The following is a 16,654-nucleotide window of genomic DNA, read 5'->3' on the forward strand; positions in this document are numbered from 1 at the left end:
ACAAAATAAATTTCATTTTTTTTTGCTTCAGCTGTGAGGCCTTAGTTTTTGCTTGCGTTTGGTGAGTACCCGCTCGAGCGAACTGGCCGCCGCATCAACCGCCTCCTCAAAGGTCTTACATTGCTTGGTCACCACAAACTCATCGCCGGGAACATGAACTTTGATCTCTGCGATCTTGTTCTCTTTGGCGCTGGTGTTTTGAAGCTTTAAATACACATCAGAATGAATTACCCTGTCGTAAAAGTGATCCAACTTGTCCATTCGCTTCTGGACAAAATTAATGAGATCCGGCTGAACATTGAAGTTCACAGATTGCGTGTTTACTTCCATCTCTGGTGTTTTAAGGGTTAGACGTAATCGAAGGTCAGGATTCCTGGTTGTTCCGTGGATGCCTCGCAAATTGCTTTCGTAGTTCTGCCAGGTTGTTATGTGTATACACCTGGGTAGAAGCCAGACTGGAATGCCCTAATAACTCCTTGACCGAGTTCAGGTCTGCCCCATTATTCAATAAATGAGTAGCAAAACTGTGCCGCAGGATATGCGGACTCTTTTTTGCCTTAACAGACACCTTACTAAAATAGGTATTTATCAACCTATATACAAACGAATCATAGAGTTTAAGTCCGTTATCGCGTAGAAAAAGCCAGTCGTCAGAATCCTCCTGCAAGACCGATCTCCGTGCCTTTAAATAGGTTCGCAACAACGACACACTACCTTCCAGCAAAGGAACCAGACGCTCCTTATTGCGCTTACCCAATACCCTGAGCTCTCCGACCTCCAGATCCACATCGGCACAACGAAGTCCGATAAGCTCACTACGCCTTAGCCCGGCAACATAGAATAAGGTAATGATCAAACGGTCTCTCATTCCGGAAAAACCTTCAGGGAAATCCAGCTCATCCAGCACCTCCCTAACCTCCTGCTCTGAAAAAGGCAACTGCGCCTTTTTAGCCACCTTCAACGCCCTGTGTCCCGCCAGGGGATGTACCTCTATAACACCCACCTTCAACAAAAACTTATAATACGCCTTAAGCGAAGACACCTTCCTGTTCACAGACACCGTACTGAGCCCCGAATCGACCAGGGAAACGATCCAGGCGCGTATCTCACCGTAAACAGCCTTATCGGGATCACTCCCGCCGGAGTAATCCGCATAAAATTCAAAAAAGGATCCCAGGTCGGCACAATAGGCCGTGATGGTATGCTCGGCATAATGCCGCTCTAATCGAAGATAGTCGGTAAACTCAGGAAGCTCCATGAGATAAAAATAACCAAAAAAAATCCCGCACCGTTAATTCGATGCGGGATCTTAAAGTCTTTATAGCTTCAGCGCTACTAGATCTCTTCCTGCTCTCTCAGGTGCTGAACATACTCAGCTTTCTGAACTTGCTTTCTTTTCTCAACGGAAGGCTTAGTAAACTGCTGACGGCTTCTTAGCTGACGCATAGTTCCTGTTCTGTCGAACTTTCGCTTGTAACGCTTCAGCGCTCTATCTATATTTTCTCCTTCTTTTACTGGTATAATTAACATAAGCTTATCACCTCCTTTCTTTTACCGGCGGCAAATATATATCAAAATCCAAATACCAAACAAAAAATTATTTCAAAATATTTCTGGAGATCACCAGCTTCTGAATTTCGGTGGTTCCCTCCCCTATCGTACACAATTTAGAATCGCGGTAAAACTTCTCTACAGGGAACTCTTTGGTGTAACCATACCCCCCATGGATCTGCACGGCCTCATTGGCAATGCGCACACATGCTTCTGAAGCGAACATCTTACACATGGCACTCAAAGTAGTCATCTTACGACCTGCATTCTTCTCATAACCGGCTTTGTGTAACAACAACTCCGATGCTTCGATCTCTGTAGCCATATCGGCCAGCTTAAAAGAGACTCCCTGGAAGGATGCGATCGGCTTGCCGAACTGCACTCTTTCCTTGGCGTACTTCTTAGCCGCCTTGTAAGCTCCCTTTGCTATACCTAACGATAATGCTCCAATAGAGATACGACCTCCATCGAGGATCTTCATGGACTGAATAAATCCTTCCCCAACTTCTCCCAGGCGATTTGCATCGGGAATACGGCAGTCTGAAAATACCAATTCTGCCGTTTCACTTGCGCGCATTCCAAGCTTATCTTCTTTTTTACCGCTACTGAATCCCGGTGTCCCTTTCTCAATAACAAAGGCGGTCATACCATGCGAATCACCTTTTTCTCCGGTGCGCACGATCACAACGGCCACATCACCACTCTTACCGTGGGTAATAAAGTTCTTAGCACCATTGATCACCCACTCATCACCATCTTTAACCGCAGTGGTATTCATACCTCCTGCATCCGAACCGGTATTGTGCTCGGTAAGCCCCCAGGCTCCGATCCACTCTCCGGTAGCGAGCTTGGGCAACCATCGCTTTTTTTGCTCTTCATTCCCGAAAGAAAGAATGTGATTGGTACAAAGTGAATTGTGTGCCGCAACAGACAGTCCTATGGACGGATCTACCTGCGAGATCTCGTCAACAATAGCAATATACTCGTGGTATCCCATCCCGGAACCACCATAGATCTCGGGCACGAGGACACCCATAAAACCGAGCTCCCCTGCTTTTTTAAAGACCTCTACAGGGAATTCCTGAGACTCATCCCATTTCATCACATGCGGACGAATATATTGTTCAGCAAAATCTCTGGCAGCGGCCGCCACCATTTGCTGGGTTTCTGAAGCATCAAAGTTCATTTGCGTCGCAACATCTAAATCCATAAAAGCAATTTTTATTCAACCACCAAATATAGGCCAATTCTGCCTAAATCTTTTTCAGATAAATTGTGAAATTTTGTTAATTCTCCAAGACTGTCGATCCTTTTATGCATCGACCTGTATGCCAGGATCTTGGACGCAAGCGACTGTGAAACATATGGGATCGCAGAAAGCGCTTTAAGGTCTGCCGTATTTATATCGAGCTTCTCATAGCTCACAGGGAGGTCGAGATGAAACTTCTGCCACAATTCCGGCAACACCTCCTGCGGCAACCCGTACACTTCCTCCAGCTGCCCCTTAACAGCGAATCCGCCGAGGCGTTCCCTGTAGGCCACGATACGCCCGGCCAACACCGGTCCGATACCGTACACCTTTTCCAGGTCTGAGGCACTAGCTGCATTTATATCTACCCCGGGAGTAGCGACAATCCGTTTTTTTGAAGACCCCGCAAAACGGGGAAATTGAAAATAGGGCGCCATTTTGGCCAGCAGGGTATCGTGAATTCCGGTAACCTCCTGAAACTGCTTTGCCGTGTTCACAAAACCACCTTTCTCCCTGAAGGCGAACAAACGATCGATAGCCTCCGTGGTCATCCCAAATCCGTAGCCTTTCTGGTCGCTCATGTAATTCGGATTAAAAGGACGCTGCTTATAAACCACCCTGGCCTCACGATCCAGCGAATCGAGGTAGACATTGAGCCGTTCCATATAAGACGCATCTGCATGAGCCTCCTGCTCTGCCCTGTCAAAAAAGCCCTGCCAGATAAGCACCTGCACAACAACTACGCATATCCCTAAAAAAAATATCCCACTTCGCTGGGACTTTGAGAACCGGAAGTGGGATGATCTTTTCATATGTTTTAAAGACTTATGAGGCCTTTTGTACTTTTTGCTTTTTAAATAGCTTGTTCGCTTTGAGATCACTAAGATACTTAGAAAGATCTTTTCTCACCTCACCACTCATAATATAGAGTCCGATGATATTCGGGAACGACATGGCCAGGATCATCATATCCGAGAAGTCAAGTACAGCTCCAAGACTCACAGAAGCTCCAACCACTACGAAGAATAGGAATAAGATCTTATAAATGAGCTCAGTTCTTTTGCTCTTACCGAACAGGTAGGTCCAGGCTCTCATGCCGTAGTACGACCATGAGATCATAGTAGAGAACGCGAACAGGAACACGGCTGCAGCCAATACATAAGGGAACCAGCTGATCACACTTCCGAAGGCATCAGAAGTAAGTTGAGCTCCGGCTACACCAGACACCTCGTGCATTCCTGTAAAGATCAATACCAGGGCAGTAAGCGTACACACCACTACGGTATCGATAAACGGCTCCAGAAGCGCAACGAAACCTTCAGACGGCGGGTGGTTGGTCTTAGCGGCACTGTGAGCGATCGCAGCAGACCCTACACCGGCTTCATTCGAGAAGGCCGCACGTTGGAAACCAACTACGAGCACCCCGATAACACCACCTTTAAGAGCACTTGGACTAAAAGCACCATCGATGATCGCTCCAAAAGCAGGACCGATATTATCAATATTTACGATGATCACCGCAAGCGCTCCCAGTACGTAAACCGCGGCCATAAATGGTACGATCTTCCCGGTTACCTTAGCAATACTGTCTATACCTCCGATGATCACAACACCTACAAGGATAGAAATAAGCACTCCGAACATGAATCCGTTACCTTCAAGCACAGGGAACTGTCCTGAAAGGATCTCGAAACTCTGGTTTGCCTGAAACATATTCCCACCACCAAAAGAAGCTCCTACTCCAAGAATGGCGAAGAATACCGCCAGACCTTTACCAAGTCCGGTCAGGTTGCGTTTCTCCAGTCCGTAACGCAGGTAGTTCATAGGCCCACCGAATACACGCCCGTCAGGAAGAATGTCCCTGTATTTCACACCCAGGGTACACTCTACGAACTTAGACGACATACCGAGCAATCCGGCAACGATCATCCAGAACGTAGCTCCGGCACCTCCAAGAGAGATCGCCACAGCCACCCCGGCGATGTTACCCAAACCAACCGTAGCAGATACTGCAGTGGCAAGTGCCTGGAAGTGGGTGATCTTTCCGGGTGCATCAGGATCGTCGTATTTTCCTTTAGCAAGATCAAGTGAGTGCTTGAATCCGCGAATATTGATAAAGCCCATTTTGATCGTAAAGAAAGCAGCACCAAATACCAGCCAGATCACGATAAACGGGATCGCCATGGTCTTTTTGTCTCCATTAGGATGCAGCAAAGGCTCTTTTTCATCATAAACGATATCGGCAAAAACATCGGCATTGGTTTCGATCTTATCAGAAGTACTCGTACCGTCATAGATCACCTTACCAGCAGCCAGACGATATTCCAGCTCTCCACTGGTAATTGCCTTGGCTACGATCTCTTCTCCCTCACCGGTCTCGATCACTGCGATCTCATCTCCCTTATTTACGTGAGCTCCTTCTTCAACGAGCAACTTCTTAAGGGTATAGGTCTTATTAGTGGTCGTAGTCCATCCAGGGATAGAAACCATTTTCTTATCGGCATACATTACCGGGTCGTAGATACCCATAGCCGCGAACGGATCCCAGAAAAGTACCGATCCCAATCCTGCAACGGCAGGAGTCATGGTACTGTTAAATACCTCTACAATAGATTCTGCGGGAACTTCATAAGTTCCGGTTACAGCAGTACCTTCGCTATCGGTTACGGTAACGGTATAAGGAATACCTTCTGTAAGCCCGACAGCCTCATTAGACTTAAGAGGCGTAGACTGGTTATTCCATTTGAATTGATATGGTGGCACACCCCCCTGAACATCAAGGGATACAGCGGCATCGTTAATTTTTTTAGAAGGATTAATCAGGGTTTCCTGTACCGCAAGAGGAAGTACTTCAGGAGCTTCCTGAACTACCAACGTGTCCTGTACAGCGAGCGTATCCTGCACGGCAGTATCCTGTGCAAAGAGCGCTACACCACATAGCGTAAGAAGAAATGAGAGAAATGGTTTTCTCATAAAAAACTGTTGTTTAGGTTAATTTTTCGTAAGGTTTTTGCAAATCGTCACGCAATATGTGAAAAATAAAGCGCTTAATCAAGTAATAGATGCTAAATAAAACTAAGCGTTCTTGAAGAGAATCGAGTTTAATTTTATGATCTGCTCGGGCCTTCCCAGTACTACAAGCTTTGAGTGTGGAAGCAATTTGGTGTCTGCCTCCGGGTTAATGATATATGATCCGGAAGGCTCTTTATAACCGATCACCGTACAACCGGAATGTTTGCGAATATCAAGGTCACGGATCGAACGGTAGCTGAAGTCCTCTGAAAGATCATCAATAGCGATCTCTTCGAGGTTAATACTATTATCGCCGTCAATAGACAGCTGGTCGAGGAATTCAATAAGATCGGGCATCACCACAAGAGAAGCCATATGATCGCCCCCGATCTTGTCGGGCATAATGGTCTTATTGGCACCGGCAAGGTGCAATTTCTTTACGGTCGATTCGCTAGAGGCCCGGCTAATAATGATCATATCCTTATTGAGTTGCCGCGACGAGAGCACCACGAACAGGTTGTCGGCATCATTGGGCAGGGATGCAATAAGGCATTTAGCGCGGTTGATACCTGCCGCCTCAAGCACCTCATCTTCATTCGCGTCACCAGGAACGAACAATACATCGTCTGTACAGCGATCTATGATCTCTTCATCTCTCTCGATCACCACGAAAGGCCTTCTGTAAGCTTTGAGCTTCGCTGCTGCCTGACGGCCATTACGGCCATAACCGCAAATGATCACATGGTTGTTCAGGTGTTCGATCTGTTTTTTCATTTTCCGGTATTTTATGTTCTGAAAGTTGCTTTTGGAGAGAATGTATTCGGTGATCACCGAAATGGCATAGGCAAAAATAAAGACACTTAAGATGATCAGGGCAATGGTAAACAATTTGGTCGGGGGATCGGAAGGGTGCACCTCCTGGAAACCTACCGTAGTTACAGTGATCACGGTCATATACAAGGCATCGATCCATTCGTAGCCCGAGATCAGCCGATACCCCAGGGTGCCCGAAACGAGTACCAGTAATAGAAAGGACAGGGCGGTGTAAAATTTGGAACGGAAAAACTGAAACATAGACTAGAGATCAAAAACTGTACTCCTTTTGGTATAGACCAGATCCTTGAGCTTTAACCAAAAGGCCAGCACGAGGTAAAACAGAAACCAGATCCCAAAGGTGGCAAAGGTGGTATAGATAAAGAACAAGCGTACGTTCTTGGCCTTCATTCCCAGCCGGTCGGCAAGACGTGAGGTCACTGCAAAACCATGCCTTTCAAAAAAATACCTTAGATCTGTAAACCATTTCATATTACAAATATAAAATTATCCCCCAATAATAAACTGTCCGACCTCACATTGCAGGCACTTGTTCTTTGAACAGTAATTGGTGTAAAGCTCCAAAGCCGCCTGGGCATGCGCTGCATTACCTACCGGTACCCCTTCGTCTTTCAAGGCAAAGAGGATCTTATTGTGCTCTGCCGGCATGGCCGAGGCCCATTCCACCACCCGATGCATCTTATCGGAACCCCGGTATTTGTAATAGGCATACAGGATGGGTAAAACCGCATTGAGAAGCAAAAGATCGATGCGTTCCCTCGAGAGTCGCTTGCTCCGGGCCTTATGCCCTTTCGAAGTATAGGTATACCGCGTATCCCAGTACGAAGAAGCCGAAACCTCGAACACCGATCGCATGGCAGAAGGCGTATCACAAAGCAGCAGCCTGGCGAACAAGCCTTTGCGATCTCCGTAGATACGGGCGAGTTGTGAAAGTCGGATGGTAGGGAACCCCGCAGGACGAAGCCTGAAAAACACAGGTCTTACAACCCTTTCGGGTACCAGTCGATACTTTTTACACAAATAATGGTACTCCCGTTTTCGTTCCGACACCTCCTCCCCCGCTTCAGGATCTTCAAAAAAGCCAGCAAGGCCGTGCAAAACGACCTCGAGATCTTCTCCTGCCGCCACCATTTTCCGAACCTGTTCGATCCCCAGAGTTTCAGCTATACTGTAAAATGCATCGGCATTAACACGCGCTCCCATATAACGAAAAACAGCCCGAAATAAGAGGGCCTCCCAATGCGTGCGCAAGGCCGGATCCAGGCGATGCATGGCCGCTGTACGATGTTCCATACGACTCACAAAGAGCCGGTCGAACCACGAATACCATTGCACCAGGGGATAATCCTGCAACTGACCTGAGCAATTCAAAAACCGGGCTTGCATGCCGGAAAGCGAATGATACTTTTCCAGAAAATGTCGGGGGATCTCCCCCTGAAGTTCGAGCACCGGAAGCAGAGACCCGTCGGCCAGGTAAACCTCCCGGTCATGCCGCCATACCACATGCAATACCACATTGCGGTATGCCGGGTCTAAGTGATGCTCATGAGCATACCATGAAGACGAATCAAGGTGCATCTCTACGTGCCCCGCCCACAGGGTCTCTCCTATATATAACGAAGCATTTAAAAAATCGGGCCCCGCATTGCTATTATGTACCCCCTTGTCTACCAGCATAACAGGCAAATTACCGGTAGTTCTCATGGCGCCAAACGGGATCTTCCCGGCACCCCACAGGTAATGAAGAAAATCTTCTTTCATTTATAGATTATTTTCTATAAAAATAAAAAATCCTGCCGAAACAGGATGATTTAATTTATAACGTGAAAGAAGATCGAAGTTCGGCGCACTTAGGGCATCACCACTTCTCCTTCCCAGTCAAGCATGCCTCCCATGAGGTTATACGCTTCGGGAATACCTAATTGGTTCATGATCTCACAAGCCTTACCGCTGCGATTACCGGAACGGCAATACACGTAGTAGTGCTTGTTCTTATCCAGTTTTTCCAGCTCCTGAATAAAATCCCGTCCCTGGTAAAAGTCAAGGTGCAATGCCTTTGGGATCATCCCTGAGCGCAACTCACCCGGAGTTCTCACGTCGATGATAACAGCGTTATCATCAGCTTCCAGTTTAGATACCCATTCTTGTTGTGTTAGATCTGCCATGTCTTTTTCAATAGATTTTTTATACAAAGGTCTGAATCCGTCGGGATTCGGAGCGCAAATGTAAGGCTTTCTATCTATTTGTCATATTTTTATGGAACAGCCTATAGCCTTGGTATTCTCTACCTTGATCGCCTCTCCGGCCAACATCGCTTCGATGGCATTCGCCACATAAGTGGTCTCTACTGCCGAGGCATCCTGATAATTGTCGTCTATGGCTCCATTATACCTTACCACATTGCCTTTGTCGGTCTTTTCAAGTAAGAAACAATGAGGTGTTCTGGTAGCGCCATACTGCGGAAAGATCTTTTGACCGGCATCCAGCAAATATGGAAAGGTAAATCCCTTTTCTGCCGCACGTTTCTTCATTTCCTCAAAACTATCCTTGGGTTGTACCTTCGGATTATTGGGATTAATGGCGATCACCGGCACCCCCTTTTCTTTGAACTCCTTATCCAATGCGATGATACGATCTTCGTATGCCACGGCATAAGGACAACTGTTACAGGTGAAGATCACCAGGTAACCGCGAACATCGTCGTAATCGGCGAGGGACACCACCGAACCATCGGTGCTTTGCAGTTTAAAGTCGGTCGCCAGGTCTCCAACTTCATAGCCGCCGGTATCCTGTGCATAAACTCCGCGAACAGAGGTCATCAGGAGCACCCCTATAAGCAATAAAATTCGTGATGTTTTCATATTCAAGATCGTATTAGTTGATAAAGCTAAGTAGTTCGGTTTCTAATTCGTCAAAATTAAATGATTTTTCATAAAACACCTTACGGTCCTTGTTGAAGATAAGGGTTGCCGGAATAGCTCCGGACCACTTCGGATCTACCTTTGGGATCCAGGTGTTCTGCTTAGGGTCGTCCAGCAACAACACATCGCTCTTTATATTCTTCTTCTCTACAAAGGAGAGCAACAATTCTTCGGCACGAGACGGAAAGTCGAGACTCACCAGCACCACCTCTACATTCTTACCGGCATATTTATCGTTGAGCTTTTCAAAAAAAGGAAGCTCTTCCACACAAGGTTTACACCAGGTGGCCCAAAAGTTCACCACGTAAACCTTTTCGTCTTTTCGCTCCAATAACTCCGACAGGCCATCGAAATCGTATATCGCGATCTTTTTATTCTCACTTTCAAGCACTCCTTTTGGGGTGGTTTCCATAACCAATGCTCCCGGCTCATTTGCCTTTTGCCCCTGCCCCTCCCCACAAGAAACAAAGACCATTAAACCTGCGAGTGCATATAAAATGTATTTCATAACTGCCTTTTTTACACGCCCTCTAAAATAGGCATGAATAACCCCGATCGTATTCCTTTAACTTTTTTTTATCACCCCGCCATTTGGCGAAACGCAAAATTTACATACATTTGTACCTACAAATATTGTTGATACAAACATGAAGATCGAAGATCTTATACAATCAGAGAATTTGCCGGAAGGGAGAAGAACGGTGATCAGCATCATATACACCGCCAATATGCTAAGTGAAGAAAGTGCTGCCGTACTTAAGCCGTTCAAACTTACCCTGCCGCAGTTCAATGTACTTCGCATTTTAAGAGGGCGAAAAGGAAAACCGGCAAACCTCTCTTCCATTCAAAAGCGTATGGTCAACAAAATGAGTAACACCACCAGGATCGTAGATAAGCTCATAGAGAAAGGGCTGGCCGAACGAACCATTTGTCCGGAGAACCGTCGAAAGGTCGAGATCACCATAACGAAAGCAGGACTTAGCCTGCTCGCTAAGATCGACGAACCCATGGATAGTGTTAACCGGGAGGCTATTGCCGGTCTTACCCCGGACGAAGTACAAACCATAAACAATCTGTTGGAAAAAATAAGAAGTTAATACATAAATCAGCTCATATGAACACGTATAACGAAGCACTGCAATGGCGTTATGCCACCAAAAAATTTGACGCGGGAAAAAAGCTGGACAAGGAAACCCTTGACCAATTAAAGGAGGCTATTCGACTTAGCGCTTCCTCTTATGGCTTACAACCTTATAAGGTATTTATTATTGAAGACGCCGCTTTGAGAGAACAACTGCGTCCTGCTGCATGGAATCAGCCACAGATCACCGATGCATCTCAGCTCGTTGTTTTTGCTAACGACACCGACTTTGGTGATGCACAAATAGACGACTACATCAACAATGTAGCTACCACCAGGAACCTGGAAGCCGAAGGTCTGAAGGGATATGCCGATTTTATGAAATCCAAGATCACTCCGCTTCCCGCAGAAGTAAGAGCTGCCTGGACCGCCAAACAAACCTATATCGCCTTAGGCAACCTTCTTTCTGCCGCTGCCCATCTTAAGGTAGATGTGTGCCCTATGGAAGGATTCGAGGCAGAGAAGTTTGACGAGATCCTTGGTCTGAAAGAAAAGAACCTAAGCACGGCCGTGATCGCTACTGTGGGCTATCGCTCAGAAGAAGACGACACCCAGCATTACGCCAAAGTGCGCAAGCCCGCATCTGAATTATTTGAAACCATTTAATTACGAATATTTATCACTACACATCATGAAAAAGTTTGCAACAACTATCCTGGCGATCGTAATCGCCTCAGCAACCACTGCATTTACCGTTCCGGTGGAAGAAAAAACCGTTAATACCGAAACCAGCACCATTACCTGGAAGGGGTATAAGGTTACCGGATCTCACGAAGGTACCGTGCAACTTGAAAGCGGAAAGTTAGAGTTTGACGGAGACCAACTTACCGGAGGTGCATTTACCGTAGCAATGTCTACCCTAATTTCTACAGACCTTACCGGGGAGTATAAAGGTAAACTTGAAGGACACCTGAAATCTGACGATTTCTTCGGGGTTGAAAAATTCCCTACCGCCACCCTTGAATTCACCGAGGTGAAAGCTACAGGTAAGAATGCCTATGAGGTAACTGCCAACATGACCATCAAAGGACAAACCCATCCGGTGACCTTCGATATGTCTGTTTACGGAAGCAAGGCTACTGCCAACCTTAAGATCGACCGCACCAAGTACGACATCCGTTACGGATCAGGATCTTTCTTTGATAATTTAGGAGACAAGACCATCTACGACGAATTCGACCTGGTAGCCGACCTCGAATTCTAATAACATATGGTATCTGTTTGGGCTTCACTTGACAATTAGTAGCCCACAGCTATACGGGAAGCTGTATAAATATTTTTAACCCGAATTATGATATTTAAATTTTGGTCTCTATATTTGAGCAATGCAAAACATTAAAAATCATATTTGGTGGTGGAAAAACTTACGTCTGACGTCGTGAGAAGGACCGCTGCATGAAAATATTTTTCAGAAAGCCTGTCGATCACGACAGGCTTTTTTTATACCATTTTGTTAAAAAATTGCAACCGATATAGCGTTCAAAAGCATGAAAAAATACCATTTATCAACCGCCTACAAAAAGATCCTTGCCGACACCATTACCCCGGTGAGCATCTACCTGAAAATTCGGGATCGCTTCCCTAACAGCATCCTGCTCGAATCGAGTGACTACCACGCTAACGACAACAGTTTCTCATACATCTGTTTTAATCCGATAGCGCACCTCAGGGTAGAGCACCGAAATCTGATCACGGCCTATCCCGATGCCGAAGAGATCACCCGTCCCCTGGATACCGGAAAAGGTGCCTTGCCCAATATGGTCGCCGAATTCGCATCGGCTTTTGAAACCGATCAAAGTGCATTTCCTTTTATACATAATGGCCTTTTCGGGTATATGGCATATGATGCCGTACAGTACTTTGAAGATATCACCATTACCCAAAAGAAAGATCGCATTGCCATCCCCGACATGTATTACGCCGTTTACAAAAATATCATTGCCATTAACCATTTTAAGAACGAGGCCTACATCTTCTCCCACTCCTATGACGGCGATCACAACCTGGAGGAGATCGATCAGCTCATTCGCTCGCGCAATTTCGCTTCTTATGATTTTCGTACGGAAGGTGAAGCAACTTCTGCACTCACAGACAACGACTACATAGAGCTGGTGCACAAAGCCAAACAACACTGCGCTCGTGGCGATGTTTTTCAGCTGGTGCTATCAAGAAGGTTCAGTCAGAAGTTCAAAGGCGATGAATTCAATGTTTACCGCGCCTTGCGCTCGGTGAATCCGTCTCCTTACCTCTTCTATTTTGACTACGGAAATTTCAGGATCTTCGGAAGCTCACCCGAATCCCAATTGGTGATCAAAGACCACAAGGCAGAGATCCACCCTATTGCGGGGACCTTTAAGCGGACAGGTAATGATGAAGAAGACGCAAAACTTGCTCGTGCTCTGGCCGACGATGAGAAAGAGAACAGCGAGCATGTCATGCTCGTAGACCTGGCCCGTAACGACCTCAGTCGGAACGGTAACCGGGTAGAAGTACAAAAGAACAGGGAGATACAGTTCTTTTCTCATGTGATACACCTCGTATCAAAGGTGGTAGGACAGGTAAAACCGGAGATCCCTACCATGCAGGTTGTTGCCGACACCTTTCCTGCCGGCACCCTAAGCGGAGCTCCAAAGTATATGGCCATGCAACTCATTGACCGTTACGAACCGGGCAACCGGAATTTCTACGGCGGGGCTATCGGATTTATGGACTTTAAAGGGAATTTTAATCACGCCATTATGATCAGAACATTCCTGAGCAAGGATCACCACCTGTACTACCAGGCCGGTGCCGGATTGGTAGCTGCCTCCGATCCCGAAACCGAATTACAGGAAACTTATAATAAACTGGGAGCACTGACCACCGCCCTCGAACTGGCCGGCAACCTTTAAAAGCAACGCACGACAATGAAAAAAGTATTAGTTATAGACAATTACGACAGCTTTACCTACAACCTGGTACACTACCTGGAAGACCTGGGATGTGAGGTTACGGTAAAACGCAATGACCAGCTGAGTCTCGAAGAGGTGAGGCCCTTTCACAAAATACTTTTATCACCCGGCCCGGGTATTCCCGATGAAGCAGGACTTTTAAAAGAGATCATCAGGGAATACGCTCCCTCCCACAGTATCCTGGGCGTATGCCTGGGACAGCAGGCCATAGGTGAGGTTTTTGGAGGAACCATCAAAAATATCGAACGGGTATACCACGGCGTATCGACCCCGATAAAGATCATTGCCAAAGACCCGATCTACAAAGACCTGCCCGAAGAGCTGGAGGTGGGCCGATACCACAGCTGGGTCGTGTCAGAGAGCCTCCCCGATAGCCTTATCGCCACTTCGGTAGATGATAACGGCCAGGTGATGTCTTTAAAACACGACACCTACGATGTGCGCGGCGTACAGTACCACCCTGAATCGGTACTCACCCCTGAAGGAAAAAAAATACTGGAAAACTGGATCAAAATATAGATCGCTATGAAAGCTATACTCAACAGACTTATCAATCATGAGACCATAAGCCGGGAAGAAGCCCGAACGGTACTCATCAATATATCCAGAGGCAACTACAACCACAGTCAGATCGCTGCTTTTCTCACCGTTTATATGATGCGAAGCATCACCATCGAAGAGTTGGAAGGATTTAGAGATGCCCTCCTGGAACTTTGTATTCCGGTCGATCTCAACGGTCATGAAACCATTGACCTTTGCGGTACCGGGGGCGATGGCAAGGATACTTTTAATATCTCTACCCTGGCGTCTTTTGTTACCGCCGGGGCCGGAGTTGCGGTAACCAAGCACGGAAATTATGGGGTATCGTCTACCTGTGGGTCCAGTAATGTTCTGGAATACCTCGGGATCGAATTCACCAACAAGCAGGATCAACTCAGACGCGCCCTGGATAAGGCGGGCATTTGTATTCTCCATGCTCCCCTCTTTCACCCCGCCATGAAAGAGGTAGCCCCTATTCGCAGGGAATTGGCTGTAAAGACCTTTTTTAATATGCTCGGCCCCATGGTTAATCCGGCCTTCCCGAAAAACCAGATGGTCGGCGTATTCAACCTGGAGCTGGCACGTATCTATGGCTACCTCTACCAGAATACCGATAAGAATTACACCATTCTCCATGCCCTTGATGGCTATGATGAAGTGTCGCTCACCGGACCGGTCAAGGTCATAGGCAACAGCAGTGAAAAAGTATTACAGGCAGACGACCTCGGTATGAAATTACTGCGACCGGAAGAAATAGCCGGAGGAAAAAGTATTGAGGAGAATGCACAGATATTCATGAACATCCTCAAAGGTGAAGGCAGTGAAGCTCAAAATTCGGTGGTATGCGCCAACGCCGCTATGGCCATTGCCACGGCTACCGGAAAAGACCTTTCTTCGGCCACCTCCCTTGCCTATGAATCCCTGAGATCCGGCAAAGCGCTGGAGCGATTCACAACCCTGAAAAACCTGAGTGCTTAAAATGACATCCATGGAAAAACCCACCATACTCGAACGAATTATCAGAGATAAAAAAGAAGAGGTCGCTCTAAAAAAGAAAGTGGTTCCCCCTTCCCAACTTCAGGCCTCCGCTCTTTTAAAAGACAGCGGCAGATCGCTTAGCAATGCCTTACGCGATAGCGAAACCGGGATCATTACAGAACATAAACGAAGATCGCCTTCCAAATCTGTGATCAACCATTCCCTCACCGTGAGCGATGTTGCGAAAGGCTATGAAGTCGCAGGGGCATGCGGGATGTCGGTGCTCACCGACGGAAAATACTTCGGTGGATCCCTGGACGATCTCCTGCTGGTACGGGCGAGCTGTAACCTCCCCCTGCTGCGCAAGGATTTTACCGTAGACCCTTACCAGTTGCTGGAAGCCAAAGCTTATGGAGCCGATGTGATCCTCCTGATAGCCGCGGCCCTTACTCCCCGATCGACAAGAGAACTGGCTCAACAAGCTAAAGACCTTGGTCTGGAAGTGTTGCTCGAAGTGCACTCCCGTGAAGAACTGGAGACCCACCTTAACGATCACTGCGACATGATCGGGGTGAACAACCGCGATCTTAAGACCTTTGAAGTAGATATTGCCATAAGCAAGACATTAGCCGCCGATATTCCCGACTCCTTTGTTAAGGTTTCAGAAAGTGGCATCTCCCATGAGGAGGTCATTGCAGAACTCCGTCCATACGGTTACCGCGGCTTTCTGGTTGGAGAGCATTTCATGAAAACAGGAGACCCCGGATTATTCGCAAAACAGTTTATCGAATCCATTCAAAAGATATCGCTATGAAACTAAAGGTATGCGGAATGAAAGATCAGGAAAACATGAAGGCCCTGGCCTCCCTGCACCCCGATATGATGGGACTGATCTTTTATGAAAAGTCGCCGCGTTACTTTAACGGAGTACTCCCCGAATTTGAAAAGGCTCCCGAGCTAACAGGTGTTTTTGTGAACACCCCTGTTATGGAGATCGTGGAAAAAACAAAACAATACGGCCTCAAATACATTCAACTGCACGGGGAAGAGAGTCCTGATTACTGCAGGCAATTAAAGCAGCAACTAGCAAATGAGGGAATATCATGCCCCCTGATCAAAGCTTTTGCCATTTCCGAAGCTTCAGACCTTGAAGGCCTGCCACCTTATGTGGCCTACGTCGATATTTTTCTGTTCGACAGTAAGGGAAAATACCGTGGAGGTAACGGAACCGCTTTTAACTGGGATCTCCTAAGTGCCTATACCCTTGACGTGCCTTACCTGTTAAGCGGAGGCATAGGTCCCGAAGATGCTGAAAAGCTCCGGGAATTCACCAATAGCAAAGAAGCAGTGAGATGTATAGGTATTGACGTGAACAGCAAATTCGAAACCGCTCCGGGCCAAAAAGACATTGCATTACTGAGATCATTTATCGAAAAGTTCGTTCCCGCCGGAGGGAGCACCAAAAAATAAAACCACT

The 16,654-nt window shown here is 46.9% G+C and carries 20 protein-coding genes; 8 read left to right on the forward strand and 12 right to left on the reverse strand.

The window, feature by feature from the left end; all coding sequences use genetic code 11:
- Window positions 1-27 precede the first annotated feature (27 nt).
- The 12 genes from hpf to IS446_RS02330 form a co-directional block, all read right to left on the reverse strand.
- Window positions 28-330: a ribosome hibernation-promoting factor, HPF/YfiA family gene (hpf, locus tag IS446_RS02275; protein ID WP_203058122.1), complete on the reverse strand. Its 303-nt coding sequence runs from the start codon at window positions 328-330 to the stop codon at window positions 28-30.
- 34 nt (window positions 331-364) lie between these two features.
- The gene (locus IS446_RS02280) at window positions 365-1,258 is read right to left on the reverse strand and encodes a tyrosine-type recombinase/integrase (protein WP_203058128.1); all 894 of its coding nucleotides are present in this window, start codon (window positions 1,256-1,258) and stop codon (window positions 365-367) included.
- A 77-nt stretch (window positions 1,259-1,335) separates the two neighbouring features.
- The gene (rpsU, locus tag IS446_RS02285; protein WP_203058131.1) at window positions 1,336-1,530 is read right to left on the reverse strand and encodes a 30S ribosomal protein S21; all 195 of its coding nucleotides are present in this window, start codon (window positions 1,528-1,530) and stop codon (window positions 1,336-1,338) included.
- 67 nt (window positions 1,531-1,597) lie between these two features.
- Complete coding sequence (locus tag IS446_RS02290; RefSeq protein ID WP_203058409.1) at window positions 1,598-2,737, reverse strand: acyl-CoA dehydrogenase family protein; 1,140 nt, start codon at window positions 2,735-2,737, stop codon at window positions 1,598-1,600.
- A 35-nt stretch (window positions 2,738-2,772) separates the two neighbouring features.
- Window positions 2,773-3,612, reverse strand: coding sequence for a helix-hairpin-helix domain-containing protein (locus IS446_RS02295; protein ID WP_203058139.1), 840 nt, complete (start codon window positions 3,610-3,612; stop codon window positions 2,773-2,775).
- Window positions 3,613-3,625: 13 nt separating this feature from the next.
- The gene (locus IS446_RS02300; protein ID WP_203058140.1) at window positions 3,626-5,773 is read right to left on the reverse strand and encodes an amino acid carrier protein; all 2,148 of its coding nucleotides are present in this window, start codon (window positions 5,771-5,773) and stop codon (window positions 3,626-3,628) included.
- Window positions 5,774-5,875: 102 nt separating this feature from the next.
- A complete protein-coding gene (locus IS446_RS02305) occupies window positions 5,876-6,886 on the reverse strand; it encodes a potassium channel family protein (RefSeq protein WP_203058141.1) in 1,011 nt (336 codons plus the stop codon).
- Between the two features lie 3 nt (window positions 6,887-6,889).
- Window positions 6,890-7,117, reverse strand: coding sequence for a PspC domain-containing protein (locus IS446_RS02310; protein ID WP_203058142.1), 228 nt, complete (start codon window positions 7,115-7,117; stop codon window positions 6,890-6,892).
- Between the two features lie 15 nt (window positions 7,118-7,132).
- Complete coding sequence (locus IS446_RS02315) at window positions 7,133-8,407, reverse strand: DUF2851 family protein (RefSeq protein WP_203058143.1); 1,275 nt, start codon at window positions 8,405-8,407, stop codon at window positions 7,133-7,135.
- Between the two features lie 89 nt (window positions 8,408-8,496).
- On the reverse strand, window positions 8,497-8,811 hold the full coding sequence (locus tag IS446_RS02320; protein ID WP_203058144.1) for a rhodanese-like domain-containing protein: 315 nt from the start codon (window positions 8,809-8,811) through the stop codon (window positions 8,497-8,499).
- 81 nt (window positions 8,812-8,892) lie between these two features.
- Entirely contained in the window at window positions 8,893-9,507 is a 615-nt protein-coding gene (locus IS446_RS02325; RefSeq protein WP_203058146.1) for a thioredoxin family protein, read from the reverse strand.
- 13 nt (window positions 9,508-9,520) lie between these two features.
- A complete protein-coding gene (locus IS446_RS02330; RefSeq protein WP_203058148.1) occupies window positions 9,521-10,075 on the reverse strand; it encodes a TlpA family protein disulfide reductase in 555 nt (184 codons plus the stop codon).
- A 139-nt stretch (window positions 10,076-10,214) separates the two neighbouring features.
- Between IS446_RS02330 and IS446_RS02335 the strand changes: the two genes are divergently transcribed.
- The 8 genes from IS446_RS02335 (at window position 10,215) to IS446_RS02370 (ending at window position 16,647) form a co-directional block, all read left to right on the forward strand.
- Complete coding sequence (locus IS446_RS02335) at window positions 10,215-10,664, forward strand: MarR family winged helix-turn-helix transcriptional regulator (protein WP_203058150.1); 450 nt, start codon at window positions 10,215-10,217, stop codon at window positions 10,662-10,664.
- A gap of 17 nt (window positions 10,665-10,681) precedes the next feature.
- Entirely contained in the window at window positions 10,682-11,314 is a 633-nt protein-coding gene (locus IS446_RS02340; RefSeq protein WP_203058152.1) for an NAD(P)H-dependent oxidoreductase, read from the forward strand.
- Between the two features lie 25 nt (window positions 11,315-11,339).
- A complete protein-coding gene (locus tag IS446_RS02345; protein WP_203058154.1) occupies window positions 11,340-11,912 on the forward strand; it encodes a YceI family protein in 573 nt (190 codons plus the stop codon).
- 283 nt (window positions 11,913-12,195) lie between these two features.
- The gene (locus IS446_RS02350; protein ID WP_203058156.1) at window positions 12,196-13,599 is read left to right on the forward strand and encodes an anthranilate synthase component I family protein; all 1,404 of its coding nucleotides are present in this window, start codon (window positions 12,196-12,198) and stop codon (window positions 13,597-13,599) included.
- Between the two features lie 15 nt (window positions 13,600-13,614).
- On the forward strand, window positions 13,615-14,178 hold the full coding sequence (locus IS446_RS02355) for an anthranilate synthase component II (protein WP_203058158.1): 564 nt from the start codon (window positions 13,615-13,617) through the stop codon (window positions 14,176-14,178).
- Between the two features lie 6 nt (window positions 14,179-14,184).
- The gene (trpD, locus tag IS446_RS02360; RefSeq protein WP_203058159.1) at window positions 14,185-15,177 is read left to right on the forward strand and encodes an anthranilate phosphoribosyltransferase; all 993 of its coding nucleotides are present in this window, start codon (window positions 14,185-14,187) and stop codon (window positions 15,175-15,177) included.
- A gap of 10 nt (window positions 15,178-15,187) precedes the next feature.
- Entirely contained in the window at window positions 15,188-15,991 is an 804-nt protein-coding gene (gene trpC / locus IS446_RS02365; protein ID WP_203058160.1) for an indole-3-glycerol phosphate synthase TrpC, read from the forward strand.
- Entirely contained in the window at window positions 15,988-16,647 is a 660-nt protein-coding gene (locus tag IS446_RS02370; RefSeq protein ID WP_203058161.1) for a phosphoribosylanthranilate isomerase, read from the forward strand. The genes trpC and IS446_RS02370 overlap by 4 nt, the downstream gene beginning before the upstream one ends.
- Window positions 16,648-16,654 lie beyond the last annotated feature (7 nt).

It is taken from the genome of Robertkochia sediminum (assembly GCF_016786255.1).
Taxonomy (GTDB): domain Bacteria; phylum Bacteroidota; class Bacteroidia; order Flavobacteriales; family Flavobacteriaceae; genus Robertkochia; species Robertkochia sediminum.